Here is a 22193-nt window from a genome sequence, read left to right on the forward strand (position 1 = left end):
ATCCAACTTAAAATTCACGATCATGAAAACTGACAATAACAGGCGTTCATTTATCCAAAAAGGCTTGATGGCCGGATTGGCTACCTCTGCTTTAATTCCAAGTTTTGGTTCTGAATTGATTGCGGCAGTTGACCGTGGACCCAAATATTCCAATCCTTCCGATCTTAAAATCACAGGTATCAAAACGGCATTTATGAAAGGCCATGGCACACACATGTTTGTGAAGCTGACAACAAATCAGGGAATCACAGGATATGGAGAAGCAATGGATGCTGTCCGGGGAACTTATGGCGTAGCCACAGGAACTGAAGGATGGGACAACATGACCCAATTTCTAATTGGACAAAACCCATTGGATATCAATAAAATTGTTGAGCAGATTTTGAGACGAGGCCATTTTGGTGGTGCGCAGGGAGGAATGTATGTAGCGGTTCTTACCGGGATTGAAATTGCGCTTTGGGACCTTGCAGGCAAAGCCATGAATCAACCTGTCTACCGTCTGATGGGAGGTAAATTCAGGGATAAAATCAGACTCTATTGTGATAGTGCAAGCAGTTCCGAAAGTCCTGAAGACATGGCCGCAGGTGCTATGGAAGTAAAAAATGCAGGTTTCTCAGCTATCAAATTTGATCTTGACTGGGCCGGTGATCCTGCCAAGCAGGATGAATTCAACCGAACTGCGTCCAATGGTGAGATTGACAGGATGGTGAAGCAAATAACTGCAGTCCGGGAAGCTATCGGGATGAATATGGATCTGTGTCTCGATGCACATGGTAGGTATGATTTGCCTTCCGGTATCCAGATTGCCAAAGAGATGGAACAGTTTAAACTCATGTTTTTAGAAGAGCCTGTACCTGCCGAGAACCTGGATAGCCTCCGGGAGATAACAAGTCAGACTACCACCCCAATCTGTACGGGCGAGAACCAATATCTAGCACATGATTTCAGAAAAATCCTGGAAAAAAAGGCTGCTGATATTGTCATGCCTGACTTACATAAATGTGGTGGACTAGGTGAAGGACAGCGGATCGCCAACTTGGCAAATCTATACTACGTTCCCGTTGCTCCCCATATGGTAGCCTCTCCTTTTGGTGCTATGGCCGCTTGTCATTGTTGTGCTTCCATATCAAATTTTCTTTGCTTAGAATGGCATTGGTTCTCCAAATGGAAACAATGGGATGAGCTGATCTTAGAAGCACCATTAATCAAAGATGGCTATATCCATATCACAGACAAGCCCGGTGTCGGTGTCACACCCAATGAAGAAGCTATCAGGAAATATGCGGTAGCAGATGCTCCCTTCTTCTGAAAAAAAATTAAACCTAAAAATGATTCATAAAATCCCATTTTAAACCTGAGTATGAAAAACAGCAAAGATAGTAGAAGATCATTTATTCAAAAAGGATTGGTGGCAGGTCTTACAGGAGGAGCACTTTTGAGCACTTTTGGTCAAGGATTGAATGCCGCAGTGGACAGGCAGTCACCATATTCCAATCCCTCAGATCTAAAGATCACAGATGTGAAATGCGGTTACGTGAGAGGGGCACTATATGTGAAGATATATACCAATCAAGATGTCTGGGGTTGCGGTGAGGCAGTAGATGCTATCCATGGTACCTACCATCTGGTAAAAAGAATGGGCAATCAGATCAAAGGACAAAGCCCGCTCAATCCAAATAGATTAGCCGAACAATTGAGAAAAGGCGCCTTTTTTGGAGGAGCTCAGTCAGGAGTTTTTGTTGCGGTGATGACAGCGATAGAGACAGCCTTATGGGATTTGACTGGTAAGGTTTTTGGAGTGCCCGTTTATCAATTGTTAGGAGGAAAATTCCGTGATAAAATACGCGTTTATTGCGATACCGCTCTTTATACTTCTACCAATCCAACACCTCAAGATTATGCCAATGCAGCTAGAGGTGCTGTCGATCGCGGTTATAATGCCGTCAAATTCGATGTGGATGACGCACGTGATCCTAATAAATATGACCGATTCAATTGGACTGCCAATCCAATGGAAATAGAAAGAATGTACAATGCCATTGCGGCAGTACGCCAAGAAGTCGGTCCCAACATTGATATCTGTGTCGACATGCATGGTAGATATGACGCGGTCACAGGCTTGAAAATGGCTAAAATGTATGAAGACTTGAACCTGATGTTTTTGGAGGAGCCTATCCCAGCGGACAATCCTGAGGTTTATAAATCAATTACTTCCCAAACTTCAACCCCCATCTGTACCGGGGAAAATATTTACCTGGCTTATGGTTTTACACGATTACTTTCGGAATCAGCCATTGATATCATCATGCCGGATATTCAAAAAGCAGGCGGATTGGGTGAAGCACAAAGGATCGCAAACCTTGCAAACCTGTATTATGTGCCTTTTGCACCTCACATGGTAGCCTCATTTCTTGGTGCGATGGCGAGTTGTCATGTTTGCGCTTCTGTTCCCAATTTCATGATCATGGAATGGCAGATTTACATGGATACTGATCAGCTTTGGAAAGACATTGTGATCTATGATGGTCCAAGGACAGAAAATGGTTTCATCACACTTTCTGAAAAACCGGGAATCGGTGTCGAAATCAATGAAGAAGGAATGAAAAAACATGCAGTAAAGGATATTCCTTTTTTTGAATAGAAAATTCATTTAACCCAAGTAATCATGAATCATAAAAACAGATTTACCAAAGTACTACTGATTGCCGCTCTTTTGTTGACGGCAGGATTTGCAGAAGCACAGAATGTGGGTTCTTCTCCGGATTATATCAAAGCCTTGACCTCCGAGTGGAAAGGCGAAAGATTTCCGGACGGAAGGCCAAAGGTTTCGGACGGAATATTGGAGAGATTAAGAAACATTTCCATTGAAGAGGCTTGGGGCGTGCTGAGAAATAAAGGTTACCAAAACCAATATGAAGGCAATTGGCATATCATGTTGGAAAATGAGGCCATGACCGGAAGGGTCGTCACTGCCCAATACATGCCACTCAGACCTGATCTTCAGAATCAGGTAAAGGACCAAGGTGTAAACAAGGAAGGCAGGTCTCCAAAAGGCGGAACCAACTCTTGGCCCATTGATATCCTGACCAACGGCGATGTATATGTTGCGGATGGTTATGGAAAAATCGCTGATGGAACATTGATCGGAGATAACCTTGGAAATTCCATTTATGCCAAGTCCAAGCGAGGGGTAATCTTTTACGGATCTGTGAGAGACGAAGAAGGGTTGTCTGAAATCAAAGGATTTAACGCATGGCACAAAGGGCAGGATCCTTCATTCATCAATCAAATGATGCTGACGTCCATCAACGCACCTATCAGAGTAGGTAGGGCAACAGTTCTCCCCGGAGATGTGGTTTTGGCAAAAAAGTATGGTGTAATTTTCATTCCTGCACATTTGGTTGAAGACTTGGTATTGACCTCTGAGGTAACAGGATTGCGCGACGAATTTGGCCACCTGAGACTTAGGGAAGGAAAATACCTAGCCGGTGAAATCGACAGTGAATGGACTGAAGCCATCAAAAAGGATTTTCTGGACTGGGTGAACAAATACCCTGGAAAACTACCCATGAGCAAACAAGAATTGGATAATTATCTCAAAGAACGTAATTATTGATTACTTCTTTTTTAGAATAACTACCCGGAATAAACTTTCAACAATAACCCATAAACAAGATGAAAAACACATTAAAAGGAATTATTTCAGCCCAAAAAGAGCAGGAGAAGCAATATGCTGTACAAAGGCAAGCCGAAATCGAGCATATAGATACCAAGGCAAATAGGAGGGACTTTTTGAAAAAAACAGCATTGGGAGGCATGTCTTTGACAGCACTGATGGGATTGAGTTTCGAAGACAGCATGGCCCAGACCACCTCAAAAGTACAAAAATCCTCTGCTCCCTCTGATTTGAAAATTACTGACCTGAGGTATTGTGTCACCACTGTATTAGGAAGGACCGCCATCATCAGGATAGACACCAACCAAGGGATTTATGGTCTTGGTGAAGTCCGCGACGGAGCTGATCCACGCTATGCATTGATGCTCAAGAGTAGGATACTTGGCGAAAACCCATGCAATGTTGAAAGGATATTTAAAATCATCAAGCAATTTGGCGGTCAGGCAAGACAAGCCGGTGGTGTCTGTGCTGTAGAAATGGCACTTTGGGATCTTTGTGGCAAAGCATATAATGTGCCTGCATGGCAATTATTGGGAGGCCGCTACAGAGATACTGTCAGGCTATATGCAGATACACCTACCGGAGAAACGCCAGAAGACCAAAGAGAGAAAATCAAATATCGTACTGAGGTACAAGGTTATACTTGGCTTAAAATGGACGTATCCATCAATCAGGTCAAAAACATTCCCGGCACGCTGAACAACACTTCTATAATGAACCAAAATTCAAGTCAGTGGCAAGGCGGTTATATGTCTTATGCAAATACAAAACACGCCTTTACAGGGGTTCAGATCACGGAAAAAGGTCTGGATGAATTAGCAAAGATTGTTCACAGTGTACGGGAAATGGTTGGCTATGAAATTCCGATTTCTACCGATCACTATGGCCATATCGATGTCAACAATTGTATCAAATTAGGAAAAGTTCTGGAAAAATATAATTTGGCTTGGTTGGAAGACATGGTGCCTTGGCAATGGACCGAGCAGCATAAAACGATTACAGATGCTTTGGAAACTCCAACAACTACCGGAGAGGATATTTTCTTATTAGAAAACTTCAAAGACCTTATCCATAACCATGCTGTGGACATTGTGCATCCGGATCTTGCTTCCTCCGGCGGTTTGTTAGAAACAAAAAGGGTGGGCGATTATGCAGAAGAATTTGGAATTGCCATGGCAATGCACCAAGCAGGAACACCGGTTTCCTTTATGGCAAACGTTCATTGCGCAGCCGCGACCCAAAACTTCCTTTCATTGGAACATCACTCTGTCGATCTTCCATGGTGGGAAGATATGGTCAAAACCACAGATGGCGGAAAAATGATTGTCAAAGGTTATGCACCTGTTTCCCTGACAGCTCCTGGATTGGGAATTGAATTGAATGATGAAGTCGTGAAGAAACATCTCCATAAATCAGATTCGTCCTACTTTGCACCTACCACCGAATGGGATGAGAAGAGATCCCATGACAGAACCTGGAGCTAAGTAGATTGATTGTGTTAGTGCCATCCGAAAGCTGGGAGCAATCCCGGTTTTCGGATATTTTTGCTTATCATCGTGGACCCCAAACAACCCTGATATCCATTGAAAAATCCCATATTTAAAATTGCCACAATTCTATCAGCCGTATTCCTACTACTATCATTAGGAATAACTCTTTTTCAGGGAATCAGCCATACAGGTCCTTTTTGGATATTATTTCTGGTCGCTCTCGGCATCATGTTTCGTGGGAATGAAAAATTGAAAGGTTTTACTTATACAGTGATGATATTTGCCTGTGTGGCAGCAGCTATGTTTTACCCGTTGACCTTTGTACAGGTTGGAGATTACAAATTAAGCGGATTGATTGTTCCACTTCTTCAAATCATCATGTTTGGAATGGGAACTTCCATGAGTTTGGGAGATTTTGCAGGTGTGGTCAAAATGCCCAAGGGAGTCATCATCGGGATCATGCTTCAATTTACCATCATGCCATTTATAGGCTATACATTGGCCAAACTCAGTGGTTTCCCTCCTGAAATTGCCGCAGGAATTATCCTGATTGGTTGTTCTCCAAGTGGAATGGCATCCAATGTCATGAGCTTTTTGGCAAAAGCAAATCTTGCCTTGTCGATAACCATTACTGCATTTACTACCATGTTGGCACCTTTTGTAACCCCGGTTTTGATGGGATGGTTAGCGGGAGAGTTTGTAGAAGTTGATGTCTGGAAAATGGTTTGGGATATCATCAAAATCGTCATTATTCCAATCGGAGCAGGATTGATTTTCAATAAATTCCTAAGTGGAAAAGTGAAATGGCTGGATGCAGCTATGCCTTTGGTATCAATGATCGGGATTGCTTTGATCATTACCATTATTACCGCTGCGGGCCGAGATAGTTTGTTGAATATCGGACCGATTTTGATTTTGCTTGTGGTATTCCATAACATGGCAGGATATACTCTAGGCTATTGGTCAGCCAAACTATTCAGGATGGATGAAAGGGATTGCAGAACCTTGGCACTTGAAGTTGGTATGCAAAATGCCGGATTGGCTTCCGGTATTGCCAAAGAAATGGGCAAAATTGCCACCGTCGGATTAGCCTCTGCGGTCTTTGGACCATTTATGAATATAACCGGATCTGTGTTGGCTTCTTATTGGCATAGAAAACCACCGAAGGATTGAAGAATTTTGCCAATTTAAACCACAAAAGCCCTTGAAATTTTATTTCCAAGGGCTTTTATTAAAATCAAAGTAAAACCTAGAAATGCTTCCATCCCTGTGCCTTCAAAGAAACTTCTGTTCCGCTTTTGGTCACCATGAGTTTGCCATCCTCAGCTTTGGTAACATGACCTATAAAATGAATATCGGGGTGTTTTTCTAATTTGGAGAAATCGTTTTGATCAATCGTAAACAACAATTCATAATCCTCTCCCCCATTCAATACACAGGTGATCGGATCCAGATTCAATTCAACTGCTGTATCAAAAGTCTGTTTGTCTATCGGTAGTTTGTCCTCGTAAATCGTCACTCCTATCCCTGAGGCTTTACAGATATGGAATAGCTCTGAGGCCAATCCATCAGAAACATCTATCATACTTGTCGGGACAATTTCCATTTCCCTCAATTCATGGATGATGTCCATCCTTGCCTCCGGTCGAAGCTGTCTTCCCGTGACATATTGGTATCCATCCAATTCAGGGGACATTTCAGGATTGGCAAGATAAACCTGTTTTTCTCTTTCTAAAATCTGCAAACCTACCAAAGCACCCCCCAAGTCGCCGGTCACGCAGACGATGTCATTGACTTTGGCACCTGACCTGAAGCTCAGTTGTTCTTTTTGGGCTTCTCCTATCGCAGTTATGGAAATAACCAAACCGGATCGTGATGCAGTCGTATCCCCTCCTACTACATCAATCCCATATTGTTCGGCTGCTGCATTGATTCCGGAATACAAGGCATCTACTGCTTCTACGGAGAACCTGTTTGACAAAGCGATGCTGACTGTGATCTGCTTGGGAATGGCATTCATGGCTGCGATATCAGAGACATTAACAGCAACAGCCTTAAATCCCAAATGAGGTAAGGGAACATAGGAAAGATCAAAATGTACGCCTTCCAATAACAAATCTGTCGTAACTACTTTGACATGGTCCCCTGCATCTATCACCGCTGCATCATCCCCTATCCCTTTTATTGTTGAGGTATTTTTGATTACAATTTTTTCGTTCAGGTGGTCTATCAACCCAAACTCACCAATTTCGCCTATTTCTGTTCTATTATCTGACATCTTTTTCCTTTCAAAAGGATTTAAATCCTGCTTATATTTTTAAATTCTCGAAGTTACTTCCTATCAATCTTCAAATTTTTCAATCTTACCATCTTGTAATTTTCCAATCTTTCAATCTTCCAATTGATTACCCTTTCTTCTCCTGACACAATTCCACCAAAACCCCATTGGTCGAGCGGGGATGCAAAAATACAACTATTTTGTTGTCGGCTCCTTCTTTGGGGATTTCATTGAGGATTTCAAAACCCTCACTTTTCAACCTGACCATTTCAGCATATATATCTTCGACATCAAAGGCGATGTGATGGATCCCTTCTGATTTTTTGTCTATGAACTTTGCGATGGGGCTGTCTGGTCGTGTTGCTTCCAACAATTCTATTTTGGTTCCCCCAATCATAAAAAATGAGGTTTTTACACCTTCTCCTTCTACTGTTTCCTCTTTGTAATTTTCTCTTCCTAATAATTTCGAAAACAGTTCATTGGATTTTTGAAGATCCTTGACTGCAATCCCCAAATGCTCAATTTTTCTCATTTAAATAATTTTTTATCTTTGCTGATGAATCAATTCAACTTGAAGCATGTTAACTTGATGCTCTAATAACTGAATTTAATACTTAAAGATATGATAACTGTTTCGGAAAAGGCAAAGGAAAGAATCCTTTCATTGAGAAAAGAGGAAGGTAGAACCGAAAATGAGAACATCAGGGTTTCTGTAAAAGGTGGCGGATGCTCGGGATTGATGTATGACCTTGGATTTGATGCAAGTTTGGTAGAAACCGACCATATATTTGAGGACAAAGGCATCAAGATTTTGGTAGACAGAAAAAGCCTCCTATACCTTGCTGGGACAATTCTTGAATTTACAGATGGATTAAATGGCAAAGGATTTCAGTTTGTCAATCCAAATGCTTCCAGGACCTGCGGTTGCGGGGAAAGTTTCTCGGTTTAGATCACACATTGAAAAAATGCATAGGTGCTGATAAGTTTTATCAGCATTTTTTGTTGGTGGCAGGGAAACTTTTATCCCAATTGTTACCTTTGCGCACAAGAAAATAAACCCCATATCATGTCAGAAAACATCAAAAAAATACAACTCAATGACCTCCATATTGCTTTGGGAGGCAAAATGGTTCCTTTTGCAGGATTCAATATGCCGGTAAGGTATTCTTCAGACACTGAAGAACACCATACAGTCAGACAGGGAGTTGGGGTGTTTGATGTTTCGCACATGGGGGAATTTAAGGTTACCGGCCCAAAAGCCCTTGACCTCATCCAAAAAGTCACATCCAACGATGCCTCCAAACTTGTCATAGGCCAAGCCCAATATTCCTGCTTCCCGAATGAAAAAGGCGGAATCGTGGACGACCTGATTGTTTACAAATTCGGAGAAGAAGAATACATGTTGGTCGTCAATGCATCCAATATCGAAAAGGATTGGAATTGGATCAACAAACACAATGACATGGGTGCAGCGTTGGAAAATATCTCTGACAGCATTTCACTTTTTGCTATTCAGGGACCAAAGGCGATAGAAGCTGTGCAGTCTCTGACAAGTGTCAACCTTTCTGAAATCAAATTTTACCATTTTGCAGTGGGAGATTTTGCAGGTGTGCCGGATGTCATTATCTCGGGTACAGGTTATACCGGTGCGGGAGGTTTTGAAGTTTATGTGAAAAATGAAGATGCCGAAAAGGTTTGGAACGCAGTCTTTGAAGCAGGAAAAGCATACGATATCAAGCCGATAGGTCTTGGGGCAAGAGACACCCTGAGATTGGAAATGGGCTATTGCCTGTATGGCAATGACATCAATGATGAAACATCTCCAATTGAAGCCGGACTTGGTTGGATTACCAAATTCACCAAGGAATTTATCAACAGTGAAAACCTTAAAAAGCAGAAGGAAGAAGGAGTCAGTAAAAAATTGGTAGGATTCATTTTGCAGGAAAAAGGCATCCCTAGAGGCCACTACCCAATTGTCAATCTGAAGGGAGAACCTATCGGAGAGGTCACTTCAGGCACTATGACTCCATCAATGGGGGTTGGTATAGGAATGGGATATGTCAAATCTGACTATGCTGCTCCAGGAACAGAAATAGCCATTACTGTCAGGAACAAAAACCTTTTGGCCAAAGTGGAAAAATTTCCATTGTACAAAAAATAATCAAAGGACATACATACAAACCCGCAGAAGGATCCCTTTGCGGGTTTTTTTATTAGCTACCAAGAATGAGAAATATAGAAGTCTGTGTGAGTCCTGAGTTGATTCATTTGTATGATACAAAAGGAAAGAATGTAGTAATCGTAGATATTTTCAGGGCTACCTCTACCATGATGGCAGCCTTGGCAAATGGAGTGGCATCGATCACTCCCATCATGGATTTGGAATCTTGCCGGGCCATGTCACCTTCCGGTTATGTGATTGCCGGCGAAAGAAATGGACTCACTGCTGAAGGATTTGAATTGGGAAATTCTCCCTTGGCTTACCTAGACAATGCCTATGCCGGCAAAAAGATCGCCATGACTACAACCAATGGCACCTTAGCGATCGAAAAAACCAAAACCGATGCCAACCGGATTTTACTAGGAGCTTTTGTGAATCTGAAAGCAACAGCCAGGTATTTGAAAGATCAAAACCAAGATATTTTGATCCTTTGCGCAGGTTGGAAAGGCAAGTTTAATTTGGAAGATTCACTATATGCAGGTGCTTTGGTCAGTAATTTACATCTTCATTTCCAAACAGATTGTGACTCTGCGATTGCGCTCAAGAGTCTTTATGAAAGCAATTCCCACAGGCTTCAGATTTTCTTGGGCCAAGCTTCCCACGCCAAAAGGTTACAAAACCACAACATCGAAGCAGATATTGATTTTTGTCTAACTCAGGATAAATATGATATAGTGGGCTTACTATCAGGCGAAGAACTGATAGCCTTTGAAATGAGCGGTAAATAAAACCAAATATTATTTCAATTATAGTAGTCCAAATTCTGAAAGCCATCAATTTTCAATACCTTTGCAACTAGATTTAAGCCTTTCCATTCACCGATTATTTCTCATAAAATCATGTCTGAAGTCAAACTCTTCTCCGGAACTAACAGCCTTCAACTTTCAGAAAAAATTGCCAAACATTACGGAAAACGTCTTGGGGACCTGACAATCTCCAAATTTAGCGATGGTGAACTTTCCCCTAGCTATAATGAATCAATAAGAGGCTGTACGGTCTTTTTGATTCAGACCACCAATCCTACTGCCGACAATTTATTGGAACTCTGTCTGATGATTGATGCGGCCAAAAGGGCAAGTGCCTACAAAGTCTGCGCGGTGATCCCTTATTATGGTTATGCAAGGCAAGATAGAAAAGACAGACCACGTGTTTCCATTGCTGCGAAGCTGATTGCCAATATGCTGACCTCAGCAGGTGCCGATAGGATCATGACTTGTGACCTTCATGCCGGACAAATTCAGGGTTTTTTTGATATTCCTTTGGATCATTTGAATGGATCAGCTATTTTTGTGCCCTATTTGGAAAGGCTTGCCTTGGACAATATGATTTTCGCAGCTCCTGATGTGGGTGGTGTGGCAAGAGCAAGGTCTTATGCTAAGCACTTTGAAGTAGAAATGGTCGTCTGTGATAAGCATAGAAAAAGAGCCAATGAAATCGCTTCCATGCAGGTGATCGGAGATGTGGAAGGAAAAGACGTCATCTTGGTAGATGACCTTGTAGATACAGCAGGGACACTTTGCAAAGCAGCACAGATCCTGATGGAAAAAGGAGCATTGTCTGTAAGGGCGATTGCAACTCATGGAGTATTGTCAGGAAATGCTTACCAAAACCTTGAAAACTCTGTTTTAAAAGAATTGGTGATCACTGATACCATCCCGATGAAACAGACTTCTTCCAAAATCAGAGTCTTGTCTGTATCCGATTTGTTTGCAAAAGCAATCCATGCAGTTACAGGTAATACTTCAATCAGTGCATTATTTATTTAGAATTACTTAATCAAATTATATACAATCAAATTAAAAAATTTATGAAATCATTAGAGATTATAGGGTTTAAAAGAGCAAATCTCGAGAGTGGAGACTTGAAGCAGATCCGTGAAGAAGGTAACGTACCTTGTGTAGTTTACGGTCCTGCCATCAAAGAACAAATCCACTTTTATTCTCCTGCCATTCTTTTCAGAGACCTTGTTTACACACCAGATGTACACATGGTTGACTTGAATATTGAAGGCAACATATTCAAAGCAGTGTTGAAAGACACACAATTCCATCCTGTAAGTGATGTATTGTTACATGCTGACTTCTTGGCTTTCAGCCCGGATAGAGAAATCAAATTTGAAATACCTGTTGAAATCGTCGGAACGGCTCCCGGTGTTCAAAAAGGTGGTAAGTTGGAATTCAAAACAAGAAAAATCGCTGTAAAAGGTTTGGCAGGTAGTCTTCCTGACAAAATCAAAGTTGATGTTTCTAAACTTGACCTTGGAAAATCAGTTAGAGTAGGGGAAATCAAAGCTGAAGGCTTTCAAATCCTTACAAGTCCAAATGTATCGATCATTTCTGTCGGTATCCCAAGAGCATTGAGAGGTAAAAAAGGTGAATAATTTCACTTCTTAAAACCAATAAATCAAATCCTGCTTAGTCCTTAAGCAGGATTTTTTATTTTTGCTCCACATTCCAAAAATTGAATTGATGAAATACCTGATTGTAGGACTTGGGAATATCGGTCCGGAATATGAGTTGACCCGGCACAATGTGGGATTTTTGACAGTAGACAGACTCGCCGACAAGCAAGGTGTCTCTTGGAAAAGCGACCGTCTTGCGTTCAGCACCAATTTCAAGTACAAAAGCAGACAGATTTACCTGATCAAACCCACCACTTACATGAACCTAAGCGGAAAAGCTGTGAATTATTGGATGAAGGAATTGGATATTCCCAAAGAAAACATCATGGTCATCGTGGATGATGTGGCCCTGCCATTTGGTAAACTCCGGATGAGAGGAAAAGGCTCTGCGGCAGGACATAATGGACTCAAAAATATTGAAGAACTTACAGGAGGACAGGATTATCCTAGACTGAGATTTGGTATTGGAGATGATTTTCCAAAAGGAAGACAGATAGAATATGTTCTCGGAAGATGGTCTCAAAAAGAAATCGACGAACTTCCTATTTTCATGGACAAAGCCATTGAAATGACACTTAGCCTCTGTACCGTCGGTATCAATATGACGATGACTCAATTTAATGAATGAAAACGAAATATGCTTCGTGAAATAGATTGAAATATGCAATTGGCGATATATAATTGAAATACGCTTCGCGAAATACCATTGAAATAATTTTCAGGTCAGACCGTATTTCCATTTTGTTTCATCCTTATTTCTATCATATTTCTACTCTATTTCTACCTTATTTCCATCATATTTCCATCGTATTTCAACCCTATTTCCATCATATTTCTACCATATTTCAATCTTATTTCCCTTCAATAAAAAAGTATTATGGAATAATCTTTTGAAATCAACTTTTTGGAAACTTACTTTGCAACCAACTCAGGCAACTGATTTATAAAGAAGAGGTGAGAGAACAGGCTCGCTGACCCTCTGGCAACCATTCGCAACAGTGAAAAGGTGCCAATACCTGCCCGAATAAACGGGAACTATAAATTAGACATTATGCGATTTCAGCTTTCCAATCATCTTTCGGAATTTTCCAGAATTTTAAGGTACAAAGTACGAAGTACGAAGTACGATGTAGGAAGTACGAAGTTTGAAGTAGGATTTAAGATTTATGATTTACGATTTACGAATTCCAAGGAATTTCTTATTTCGATTTTTTCCTCAATTCTAAATAATTTGTGTTCCTGCCATAAAATTATATTGGCACTGAGTTTTTTGATTCTTCCAAAATTTTCCATTAACACATTCCCTTTATTTCAACACACCACTAACCTATTAACCAATACCTAAATACCATTCTCCCATGTCCCATTTCGAAACCGACGCCATCCGCATCAGCGCAAGCCAATCAAGCCAAAGAGAACATTCCTCCCCGATTTACCTGACTTCGAGTTTTACTTTTGATTCGGCTGAAGAAGCGAGACAGATGTTTGCCGAGGAAGTCGAAGGAAATATTTATTCCCGGTATTCCAATCCCAATTCGTCGGACTTGATCCAAAAAGTCTGTGCGGCAGAAGGAACAGAATCCGGAATTGCGACCTCATCGGGCATGGCGGCCATGTTTGGAAGTATTGCATCGCTATTGCAGCAAGGAGACCATATTTTGGCTTCCCGCTCCCTTTTTGGTTCTACACATCAGCTACTCACGCGCATTTTCCCAAAATGGGGAATAACTTCCACTTACGGAGATATTTCGACCTTTCAGCATTGGGACAAACTCGTGCAGCCTAACACCAAAATGCTGTTTATCGAAACTCCTTCCAATCCGGGATTAGAAATCATTGACCTGGAGTGGGCAGGGAAATTTGCAGCTGCACATAACCTGATCTTGGTAGTTGACAACTGTTTTGCTACTCCTTACCTGCAACAACCAGCAAAATGGGGAGCCCATATTGTTACGCATTCTGCCACCAAATATATCGACGGTCAAGGTCGGATTTTGGGAGGTTTGATCTTGGGTAAAAAGGAACTGATCAAAGAAGTAGAATTTTTCACAAGACATACCGGACCATCTATCTCTCCCTTCAATGCTTGGATTTTGTCAAAAAGTATGGAAACCTTGGCTGTCAGAATGGACAGGCATTGTGAAAATGCATTGAAAGTGGCATCCTATTTTGAAGGAAACAAAGAAATTGATTTTGTCAAATATCCGTTCCTTCCCTCCCATCCTCAATATGAACTTGCCAAAAAACAAATGAAACAAGGTGGAGGAATTATTACCCTCACCTTGAAAGGAGGATTGGCAAGGGCACAGAAATTCATTGATTCCCTTCAGATGGTATCCATCACACCAAACCTCGGAGATAGCCGCAGCATCATCACCCATCCTGCTTCTACTACTCATAGCAAACTCTCAGTGGAAGAAAGGGCCAAAGTGGGGATTTCGGATGGATTGGTAAGGTTATCCGTTGGGCTTGAACATTATGAAGACATTATCAAAGACGTCGAAAATGCCCTGATACATTCAAAATAAAGGATTTTGATCAAAAGTGAATACTACCAAAGGCATAAAAGGTCGACTTTTGTGCCTTTTGTACTATTTCAATATTTTTTGTCCAAGCCTGAGGCTGGTATTTTATCGGAATCAGAATTAAATTAGATTCTCAATCTAATCTTTCCCAAAATGATCAAAAACCCAATAGATATAATGGATAAACTGAAATCCATTATTTCGCAAACCGAACTGGAAAGGACAATCAAATGGGGAATTGATGTCTATACCTACAGAGGTCAAAATATTTTGGGCATTGCGGCATTCAAATCCTATGTGGGGATTTGGTTTTACAATGGCGTTTTTTTAACCGATCCTGCGCAGGTTTTGGTCAATGCGCAAGAGGGCAAAACCAAATCACAACGGCAATGGAGGTTTCAATCCATCGATGAAATCAATCCCGATTTAATCATTTCTTACATCCAAGAGGCCATTGAAAATGCTAAAAATGGGCTTAAACCTGACATCCAAAAATCTAAGGAAATAGAAATCCCCACCATACTCAGCGAGGCATTGTGTTCGGATGAAGAATTCAATTTCTGTTTTGAAAAGCTAAGTTCTTACAAACAAAAAGAATATTCGGCATACATACAGGAAGCCAAACGGGAAGCAACTCAATTGACCCGACTGGAAAAAATCAAACCGATGATCATGCAGGGAATCGGTCTAAATGATAAATACAAATAGAAACCATGACCAAGAACAAAACCCAGGAAACGGACAGTTCTGTAACGAATTTTATCAATTCCGTAGAAAATGACCAGAAAAGAAAAGACAGCTTTGAACTGATCAAGATTTTCAGCGAAGTGTCAGGTTTTGAACCCAAAATGTGGGGCCCAAGTATCATTGGATTTGGTTCTTACCATTATAAATATGACAGTGGCCGTGAGGATGATGCACCGCTTTTGGGATTCTCACCGAGAAAGGCTGCTATCTCACTTTATTTATTATGTGATGTAGAAGGTCAGCATGGTGCGCTGCTCGGCCAATTAGGCAAATTCAAAAATGGTAAATCCTGTGTGTATATCAACAAGCTTTCAGATGTGAGTGAAGAGGTAATCAAGGCTTTGGCCAAAGAATGTATCAAATTCATCCATGAAAAATACCCCACTGAGTGACTTTTGTCATTGGGCAGTTTATTTGGATCATTTATATTTAAAACAGATAATTTGCCTTCAATGATGAATCATTTGATGCGTTCTTTATCTTTGAATTAAATGCTGAAAAACTATCTGTCCCTGTTTTTTTTATCAGTCTCCACATTGATGATGTTGGGGCACAGCATTTTTCCCCATCATCACCATGGAAATGCGGATGAATTTCACCACAATCACCATTCACACCAAGGAGAAGTCATAGGTTTTAATTCTGCTGATCATCATGGCCTATTAGATAATGTCTTTTCATTTGTTCCCCACGGACAAAAAGGAGTAGAATGCATCTCCTGTCCCAATATGGACGAGACATTTAACAAACAGTATTTTGATTTCCAGTCTAATGATACATTATGTCTGAAAATCAGTTTTCCTGTATTTGTTGTAAATAAACAATTTTTTGACCCTACTGAAGCTTCGCTAATAGTTGGCTATTTTCCACCCGGTGGATTAAGAGCACCACCGTTTTTTAGCTGATTTCATTGTGACCAATAATCCTGCTTGGATTCTCTTTGGCACACCATCTTCTATTTAAAATCTAAATTTACATTTCCATGAAAAAGGCAAATACCCTTTTGGCTTGGCTATTGGTCCTCGCTTTCAGTTGCGGCCAACCCCATGACCATAGCCACGATGAGGAAGAATCAATCCCGCCCGTGGCATTGACCTCCTATTCAGACAAAACCGAACTTTTTACAGACTTCCCTTACCTGATAGCCGGAAAACCAACAACCATGATGGTTCACCTGACTAGTCTCGGGGATAAATTCCAACCGATTCAAGATGGGGAAATCAAAGTCACCCTTACCGTGGACGGAAAGAATTTTTTGGCTGAAGCAAATAGCCAAGCAAGTACAGGCATCTATGAAGTTGAAATCACCCCTGAATCAAGCGGTGCAGGGAAACTCACTTTTGATGTCCAAACCGGTCAAAGTTCAGAACAATTTATTTTTGAAAATATTGAGGTTTTCAGCGATTTGGTCGCTGTGGTCAGAAATCAGAAAGCGTCTGAAACCGGGGAGGAGATTAGCTATTTGAAGCCTCAGGCTTGGAATATTGAATTTGCCAATGAACCCGTACGCAGGGTTACTTTCAGGGAAATCCTAAAAACAAGTGGTCAGGTCCTTCCCGCTCCGGGAGATGAAACAGTGATCACCGCCAATTCAGGGGGCGCGGTCATTTTTGCGAGCAACAAAACGATTGTTGGATCAAAGCTGAATGTCGGTGACCATCTTTTTACCATCACCGGTGGAAGCCTTGCCCAGGGAAATCCCGATGTCTACTACAAAGAAACCAAAGCCAAATACGAATTGGCCAAAGCTGAATTTGAACGGGCTGAAATTTTGGTGAAGGATAAGATTATTTCGGAACGGGATTTCCTCAAAACCAAACTTGAGTATGAAAACATGCAGTCGAGCTATCAGGCAGTTTCCAAAAACTATTCCGCTTCCGGCCAAAAAGTAACCACGAGTTCAAATGGTTTCCTCAAAAATCTCCTTGTTTCTGAAGGTCAATATGTCGAACCCGGAATTCCTTTGGCCTTGGTCAGTAAAAACAAAAAGATAGTACTTCAGGCAAATGTTTCCCAAAAGTACTTCCAAAAATTGCCTTCCATCAGCGCTGCCAATTTTAAAATCATCAGCGAAGAGACAGTTTTTGATACAGAAAACATGAACGGTAAGGTTATCTCCTTCGGAAAAAGTACTTCTGAAAACACGTCCTACATACCGATCTCTTTTGAAATAGACAATATTGGAAATATCATCCCGGGATCTGTGGCTGAAGTTTACCTGAAATCAACTCCCATACCGGATGCTTTGGTGATTCCTTCTTCTGCCTTGATGGAAGAGCTTGGAAATTTCTTTGTTTTTGTACAGACAGGAGGAGAAACTTTCCAAAAAAGAGAAATCAAATTGGGAGGCAATGATGGAAAACATGTACAGGTACTCTCAGGAGTGAAAGAAGGAGAAAGGGTCGTCACTAAAGGGGCCTATGCCATCAAATTGGCAAGTGCCTCAGGAGCTATTCCGGAGCATGGTCACTCCCATTGACCTTGAGTTGTTTTATAGGGATATCACCCCAATCTACTGATTTTCAATATAATACATCAAGAAAAACATGCTCAACAGAATCTTAAAATTTTCACTTAACAACCGACTTTTGGTCATTGTCGGCTTTGGTCTGTTATCACTTTTTGGAACATACATTGCCTTTAATATGGAAGTGGATGTTTTCCCTGACCTGACGGCGCCTACTGTGGTGGTCTTGACTGAAGCCCACGGCATGGCCCCGGAAGAGGTGGAGCGTCTTGTCACCTTTCCTATAGAAACGTCTGTCAACGGTGCAAGTAATGTCCGACGGGTCCGCAGTGCATCATCAGGAGGTTTCTCAGTGGTTTGGGTCGAATTTGAATGGGATACGGATATCTACCGGGCAAGACAAGTGGTCAACGAAAAATTAGCCACTATATCTGATAGGCTTCCTGACGGAGTTGGAACTCCCACTATGGCACCACAATCTTCCATTATGGGAGAAATTATGTTCGTCGCCCTTTCTGCTGACAGCACCACTATGATGGACTTGCGAACCATCGCGGATTGGATTATCCGGCCAAGGCTCTTGGCTACCGGTGGTGTAGCTCAGGTAATCGTGTATGGTGGAGACTTCAAGCAATACCAAATACAAGCCAATCCCCAAAGGATGAACTTCCATGGTGTCTCCCTTTCGGAACTTATTGCTGCAGCCGGAGAATCAAACGGCAACTCTTCAGGAGGATTTTTGAATGAGTATGGAAATGAATACATCATCAAGGGGATTGGAAGAACGAATGACGTAAGCGAAATCGGAAGGTCAATTATCAAAAAATCAAGTGGACAGATCATCAGGATCGAAGATGTCGCAGAAATTAAAATCGGCTCGGCACCAAAAATCGGAGATGCTTCCAATAACGGTAAGCCATCTGTGGTGCTCGCTGTATCCAAACAACCGAGTGTCAATACTTTGGAATTGACCTCAAAAATCGATGAAGCCGTCTTTGATCTTCAAAAAACCTTGCCTGCAGACATTGTCATCAATACCAAAGTTTTCAGGCAGGCAGATTTTATCAACGCCTCCATCAGCAATATCCAAAGAACACTCATGGAGGGAAGTGCCTTTGTGGTGATCGTTCTCTTTTTGTTTTTGATGAATTGGAGAGCAACGATCATTTCCCTATTAGCGATTCCTATCTCTCTGCTTGTGGCAATTTTGACCTTGAAGTGGCTTGGTTTTACGATCAACACCATGAGTCTCGGAGGCATGGCGATCGCAATCGGTGATTTGGTAGACGATGCTATCATTGATGTGGAGAATGTTTTGAAAAGGCTGAAGGAAAATGCCAAGAAACCAAAAGCAGAAAGAACCAATCAGATTGAGGTGATTTTCAATGCCTCTTTTGAAATCCGTCAATCCATCATCAATGCTACATTTATAATCATTGTGGCATTTATTCCACTATTCTTTCTCTCAGGAATGGAAGGAAAGCTTTTGGCACCATTGGGCATCGCCTTTATCGTGGCGCTTTTTGCTTCCCTGATCATTGCCATCACATTGACCCCTGTACTGTGCAGCTATATGCTGACAAATGAAGAAAGGCTCGAAAAACAGGAGAAGGAAAGTTGGCTCGTGACCAAACTTCAAGTGTTCTATGTTACTTTTTTGGAGTTTGCTATGAAGTGGAAAAAGGCTTTTATCGGTTCAGCGCTGGGAATGTTGGTTTTGGCTATTTTAGCATTTACCCAATTGGGAAGAAGCTTTTTACCGGAATTTAATGAGGGGGCTTTGACTTTGGCAGTTGTCTCATTACCCGGTCTTTCATTGGAAGAAAGCAATAAAATCGGAAAAAGGGTGGAGGATGTCCTACTGACTATTCCCGAAATAATATCCACTACTAGAAGAACAGGCAGGGCGGAATTGGATGAACATGCCCAAGGTGTCAATTCTTCTGAAATTGAGGTTCCTTTTGAACTTGGGGAAAGAACAAGGGCAGAATTTTTGGCAGACTTGAGGGATAAACTTTCTGTTGTTAAGGAAGCTAACATTTCAATAGGTCAACCGATTTCACACAGAATCGACCATATGCTTTCGGGTACGCGGGCAAACATTGCCATCAAAATATTTGGCTCCGACCTCAACAGGATGAATGCGCTTGGCAATCAGATCAAAAATGAAATTCAGAATATCGAAGGATTGGTAGACCTGAGTGTAGAACCACAGATCGAAATCCCTCAAATCCAGATCAAGGCCAAAAGAGAAATGTTGAGCCATTATGGGATTACCATTGGGCAGTTCAATGAATTTGTGGATGTGGGATTATCGGGTGAAAAAGTTTCTGATATCTATGAGGAAAACCGCTCCTTTGACCTTATTGTCAGGTTTGATCCGCAAAGCAGAGGGGAAATGGAAGATATCCTCAACACCCAGATTGATACCCATACCGGTGAAAAAATTCCGCTTCACTACGTGGCTGACATTGTATCAGCCAGTGGACCCAATACGATCAACAGGGAAAATGTCCAGAGGAAAACAGTCGTATCTGCAAATGTGGCAGGACGTGACCAAAAATCCGTTGTGGATGAAGTACGTCAAAGAATCAATGACAACATTAAATTGCCGGAAGGATACCATGTCGAGCTCGGTGGTCAATTTGAAGCCGAAGAAGAAGCCTCCTCTACCCTCTTGATAGCTTCGATGTTTTCTTTATTAGTGATTTTTCTGATTCTTTTTCAGGAATTCAAAAATGCAAAAACGGCTTCAATCATTCTAATCAATTTGCCTCTTGCCTTGATAGGAGGGATTTTGAGTATCTATTTTACCAATGGAATTCTGAGCATTCCTGCCATCATCGGGTTCATCACTTTATTTGGCATTGCTACCCGAAACGGCATTCTATTGGTCTCCCACTATGAAACTTTGAGAGAAGAAGGCTTGGATCTTTACCAAACGGTTATTCAAGGCTCCAAAGACAGGTTGAGTCCTATTTTGATGACCGCCATCACTGCGGGGCTTGCCTTGATTCCATTGGCTTTGGCGAGTGACCTTCCAGGGAATGAAATCCAAAGCCCGATGGCAAAAGTCATTTTGGGGGGATTGACTACTTCTACTCTTTTAAATCTCATCATCGTGCCGATGGTGTATTATCTATCCAAAACAAAATCTGAGATAAAATGAAAAAAATAATCTATTCATTACTGCTGACTTCATTCGTTGCCTTTCCTGTTTTGGCACAAGTCAGTATAGAAGATATCTTGGCGGAAATTGAGAAAAATAACAAAACCCTGCAGGCCAATGCCCAAAATACAGAGGCCCAAAAACTGGGTTTCAAATCAAACAATCCTCTCTACAATCCCAATGTGGAATACGATTTCATGTATGGCTTTCCCCAGAATGCCGGCAATCAAACAGACTTTCTGCTCAATCAAGCTTTTGACTTTCCGACTTCATACGGTATAAGAAAACAGCTTTCAGAGGGAAGGATTTCACAAACTGATTTTCAATTCAATGCAGGTAGACAAGAAGTATTATTTGAGGCGCAAACTACCTGTTTGGAATTGATCTATCGGAACAAACTCCAGCTTCAGTTCCAAGAAAGAAAGGCCTATACCGAAGGCTTATTAGCTAGTTTTGAAAAAAGACTGACCACAGGTGAGGGCAATATCCTCGATGTCAATAAGGCTAGGCTTCAATTGATTGAAATCAATAAAGACTTCCAGCTTAATCAGTCACAGATCAACCAACTGACACAAAAACTGACTGGGCTAAATGGTGGGGAGGAATTAACTTTCCGATCCACTGACTACCCGGTGATGGATTCCATTGAGGATTTCGAAGAATTGTTTGGCGAAATTCAAGCCAAAGACCCGACAATGAGATTTATCGAAATGGAAATTGTTTCAGCTCAAAAACAGGTTGAATTATCCAAAGCGATGGCTTTACCCAAATTGGAAGCAGGCTATCGTCATCAGGCTATCCTGGGTCAAAACTTCAATGGATTTCACCTTGGAACAACCATTCCTCTTTGGGAAAACAAATACAAAGTCAGACAAAGTGAAGCTGAACTGTCTTCATCCGGTCTCAAAGTGCTCCAATACCAAAATGATAAATACTCTTCATCAAGACAGCTATTCGAAAAGTACCAGAAACTTGCGGTTACGTTGAATGAATACCAGACTGTACTTTCTACAATCAACAGCAAAGAATACTTGGATAAAGCATTGGCTGTTGGTCATATTTCAACAATTGAATATTTCTTGGAGAGCAATTACTACTATATGGCTTACAATAATTACCTGCAGACAGAATTTGAATACCACGCCACTGTCGCTGAAATCCTAAAATTCAGGTTATAAACAAATTGGATTCAGTTGAGGCTTTTTATCGTCCTTTGGGT

20 protein-coding genes and 1 riboswitch are annotated in these 22193 nt (G+C 41.4%); of the genes, 18 read left to right on the forward strand and 2 right to left on the reverse strand.

What is annotated here, in order from left to right:
• The first annotated feature begins 22 nt into the window (after positions 1-22).
• The 5 genes from M3O96_RS00395 to M3O96_RS00415 all read left to right on the forward strand — a co-directional run bounded on the left by M3O96_RS00395 (position 23) and on the right by M3O96_RS00415 (position 6339).
• Positions 23-1309: a mandelate racemase/muconate lactonizing enzyme family protein gene (locus M3O96_RS00395; RefSeq protein ID WP_249717497.1), complete on the forward strand. Its 1287-nt coding sequence runs from the start codon at positions 23-25 to the stop codon at positions 1307-1309.
• A 51-nt stretch (positions 1310-1360) separates the two neighbouring features.
• Positions 1361-2641, forward strand: a complete 1281-nt coding sequence (locus tag M3O96_RS00400) for a mandelate racemase/muconate lactonizing enzyme family protein (RefSeq protein ID WP_249717499.1) — start codon at positions 1361-1363, stop codon at positions 2639-2641.
• Between the two features lie 24 nt (positions 2642-2665).
• Positions 2666-3616: an RraA family protein gene (locus tag M3O96_RS00405; RefSeq protein WP_249717501.1), complete on the forward strand. Its 951-nt coding sequence runs from the start codon at positions 2666-2668 to the stop codon at positions 3614-3616.
• 59 nt (positions 3617-3675) lie between these two features.
• Positions 3676-5160: a mandelate racemase/muconate lactonizing enzyme family protein gene (locus tag M3O96_RS00410; protein ID WP_249717502.1), complete on the forward strand. Its 1485-nt coding sequence runs from the start codon at positions 3676-3678 to the stop codon at positions 5158-5160.
• Positions 5161-5259: 99 nt separating this feature from the next.
• Positions 5260-6339: a bile acid:sodium symporter family protein gene (locus tag M3O96_RS00415; RefSeq protein WP_249717504.1), complete on the forward strand. Its 1080-nt coding sequence runs from the start codon at positions 5260-5262 to the stop codon at positions 6337-6339.
• A 76-nt stretch (positions 6340-6415) separates the two neighbouring features.
• Here M3O96_RS00415 and thiL read toward each other — a convergent pair whose 3' ends face one another.
• Complete coding sequence (thiL, locus tag M3O96_RS00420; protein ID WP_249717506.1) at positions 6416-7444, reverse strand: thiamine-phosphate kinase; 1029 nt, start codon at positions 7442-7444, stop codon at positions 6416-6418.
• 127 nt (positions 7445-7571) lie between these two features.
• Complete coding sequence (mce, locus tag M3O96_RS00425; protein ID WP_249717511.1) at positions 7572-7976, reverse strand: methylmalonyl-CoA epimerase; 405 nt, start codon at positions 7974-7976, stop codon at positions 7572-7574.
• A 90-nt stretch (positions 7977-8066) separates the two neighbouring features.
• Between mce and M3O96_RS00430 the strand changes: the two genes are divergently transcribed.
• The 13 genes from M3O96_RS00430 (at position 8067) to M3O96_RS00490 (ending at position 22152) form a co-directional block, all read left to right on the forward strand.
• Positions 8067-8393, forward strand: coding sequence for a HesB/IscA family protein (locus M3O96_RS00430; protein ID WP_249717514.1), 327 nt, complete (start codon positions 8067-8069; stop codon positions 8391-8393).
• Positions 8394-8510: 117 nt separating this feature from the next.
• Complete coding sequence (gene gcvT / locus M3O96_RS00435; protein ID WP_249717517.1) at positions 8511-9605, forward strand: glycine cleavage system aminomethyltransferase GcvT; 1095 nt, start codon at positions 8511-8513, stop codon at positions 9603-9605.
• A gap of 65 nt (positions 9606-9670) precedes the next feature.
• Positions 9671-10393 (forward strand): 2-phosphosulfolactate phosphatase, encoded by a 723-nt coding sequence (locus M3O96_RS00440; RefSeq protein WP_249717519.1) that lies wholly within the window; start codon positions 9671-9673, stop codon positions 10391-10393.
• A gap of 111 nt (positions 10394-10504) precedes the next feature.
• A complete protein-coding gene (locus M3O96_RS00445; protein ID WP_249717521.1) occupies positions 10505-11431 on the forward strand; it encodes a ribose-phosphate pyrophosphokinase in 927 nt (308 codons plus the stop codon).
• A gap of 41 nt (positions 11432-11472) precedes the next feature.
• Positions 11473-12045, forward strand: coding sequence for a 50S ribosomal protein L25/general stress protein Ctc (locus tag M3O96_RS00450; RefSeq protein WP_249717522.1), 573 nt, complete (start codon positions 11473-11475; stop codon positions 12043-12045).
• Between the two features lie 88 nt (positions 12046-12133).
• Positions 12134-12694 (forward strand): aminoacyl-tRNA hydrolase, encoded by a 561-nt coding sequence (pth, locus tag M3O96_RS00455; protein ID WP_249717524.1) that lies wholly within the window; start codon positions 12134-12136, stop codon positions 12692-12694.
• Between the two features lie 310 nt (positions 12695-13004).
• A riboswitch (SAM riboswitch) is annotated at positions 13005-13110 on the forward strand.
• Positions 13111-13424: 314 nt separating this feature from the next.
• A complete protein-coding gene (locus M3O96_RS00460; RefSeq protein WP_249717526.1) occupies positions 13425-14594 on the forward strand; it encodes a trans-sulfuration enzyme family protein in 1170 nt (389 codons plus the stop codon).
• Between the two features lie 174 nt (positions 14595-14768).
• On the forward strand, positions 14769-15299 hold the full coding sequence (locus tag M3O96_RS00465) for a YdeI/OmpD-associated family protein (RefSeq protein WP_249717528.1): 531 nt from the start codon (positions 14769-14771) through the stop codon (positions 15297-15299).
• A gap of 5 nt (positions 15300-15304) precedes the next feature.
• Entirely contained in the window at positions 15305-15730 is a 426-nt protein-coding gene (locus M3O96_RS00470) for a DUF1801 domain-containing protein (RefSeq protein ID WP_249717530.1), read from the forward strand.
• 99 nt (positions 15731-15829) lie between these two features.
• Positions 15830-16243, forward strand: a complete 414-nt coding sequence (locus M3O96_RS00475; protein ID WP_249717533.1) for a hypothetical protein — start codon at positions 15830-15832, stop codon at positions 16241-16243.
• Between the two features lie 77 nt (positions 16244-16320).
• Positions 16321-17817 (forward strand): efflux RND transporter periplasmic adaptor subunit, encoded by a 1497-nt coding sequence (locus M3O96_RS00480; RefSeq protein WP_249717535.1) that lies wholly within the window; start codon positions 16321-16323, stop codon positions 17815-17817.
• A 67-nt stretch (positions 17818-17884) separates the two neighbouring features.
• A complete protein-coding gene (locus tag M3O96_RS00485; protein WP_249717537.1) occupies positions 17885-20974 on the forward strand; it encodes an efflux RND transporter permease subunit in 3090 nt (1029 codons plus the stop codon).
• A complete protein-coding gene (locus M3O96_RS00490; protein WP_249717539.1) occupies positions 20971-22152 on the forward strand; it encodes a TolC family protein in 1182 nt (393 codons plus the stop codon). Before M3O96_RS00485 ends, M3O96_RS00490 begins: the two co-directional genes overlap by 4 nt.
• Positions 22153-22193: the final 41 nt, after the last annotated feature.

The sequence above is a fragment of the Aquiflexum sp. TKW24L genome (genome assembly GCF_023502205.1).
GTDB lineage: Bacteria > Bacteroidota > Bacteroidia > Cytophagales > Cyclobacteriaceae > Cognataquiflexum.

Excerpts from the sequence above, each read along its gene's own strand:
- thiL (WP_249717506.1), bottom strand. The coding sequence starts at position 7,444 with ATGTCAGATAATAGAACAGAAATAGGCGAAATTGGTGAGTTTGGGTTG.
- M3O96_RS00440 (WP_249717519.1), top strand. The coding sequence starts at position 9,671 with ATGAGAAATATAGAAGTCTGTGTGAGTCCTGAGTTGATTCATTTGTAT.
- M3O96_RS00485 (WP_249717537.1), top strand. The coding sequence starts at position 17,885 with ATGCTCAACAGAATCTTAAAATTTTCACTTAACAACCGACTTTTGGTC.
- M3O96_RS00465 (WP_249717528.1), top strand. The coding sequence starts at position 14,769 with ATGGATAAACTGAAATCCATTATTTCGCAAACCGAACTGGAAAGGACA.
- pth (WP_249717524.1), top strand. The coding sequence starts at position 12,134 with ATGAAATACCTGATTGTAGGACTTGGGAATATCGGTCCGGAATATGAG.
- M3O96_RS00405 (WP_249717501.1), top strand. The coding sequence starts at position 2,666 with ATGAATCATAAAAACAGATTTACCAAAGTACTACTGATTGCCGCTCTT.
- M3O96_RS00475 (WP_249717533.1), top strand. The coding sequence starts at position 15,830 with ATGCTGAAAAACTATCTGTCCCTGTTTTTTTTATCAGTCTCCACATTG.
- M3O96_RS00400 (WP_249717499.1), top strand. The coding sequence starts at position 1,361 with ATGAAAAACAGCAAAGATAGTAGAAGATCATTTATTCAAAAAGGATTG.
- M3O96_RS00480 (WP_249717535.1), top strand. The coding sequence starts at position 16,321 with ATGAAAAAGGCAAATACCCTTTTGGCTTGGCTATTGGTCCTCGCTTTC.
- M3O96_RS00460 (WP_249717526.1), top strand. The coding sequence starts at position 13,425 with ATGTCCCATTTCGAAACCGACGCCATCCGCATCAGCGCAAGCCAATCA.
- M3O96_RS00445 (WP_249717521.1), top strand. The coding sequence starts at position 10,505 with ATGTCTGAAGTCAAACTCTTCTCCGGAACTAACAGCCTTCAACTTTCA.
- mce (WP_249717511.1), bottom strand. The coding sequence starts at position 7,976 with ATGAGAAAAATTGAGCATTTGGGGATTGCAGTCAAGGATCTTCAAAAA.
- M3O96_RS00470 (WP_249717530.1), top strand. The coding sequence starts at position 15,305 with ATGACCAAGAACAAAACCCAGGAAACGGACAGTTCTGTAACGAATTTT.
- M3O96_RS00450 (WP_249717522.1), top strand. The coding sequence starts at position 11,473 with ATGAAATCATTAGAGATTATAGGGTTTAAAAGAGCAAATCTCGAGAGT.
- M3O96_RS00410 (WP_249717502.1), top strand. The coding sequence starts at position 3,676 with ATGAAAAACACATTAAAAGGAATTATTTCAGCCCAAAAAGAGCAGGAG.
- M3O96_RS00490 (WP_249717539.1), top strand. The coding sequence starts at position 20,971 with ATGAAAAAAATAATCTATTCATTACTGCTGACTTCATTCGTTGCCTTT.
- M3O96_RS00395 (WP_249717497.1), top strand. The coding sequence starts at position 23 with ATGAAAACTGACAATAACAGGCGTTCATTTATCCAAAAAGGCTTGATG.
- gcvT (WP_249717517.1), top strand. The coding sequence starts at position 8,511 with ATGTCAGAAAACATCAAAAAAATACAACTCAATGACCTCCATATTGCT.
- M3O96_RS00430 (WP_249717514.1), top strand. The coding sequence starts at position 8,067 with ATGATAACTGTTTCGGAAAAGGCAAAGGAAAGAATCCTTTCATTGAGA.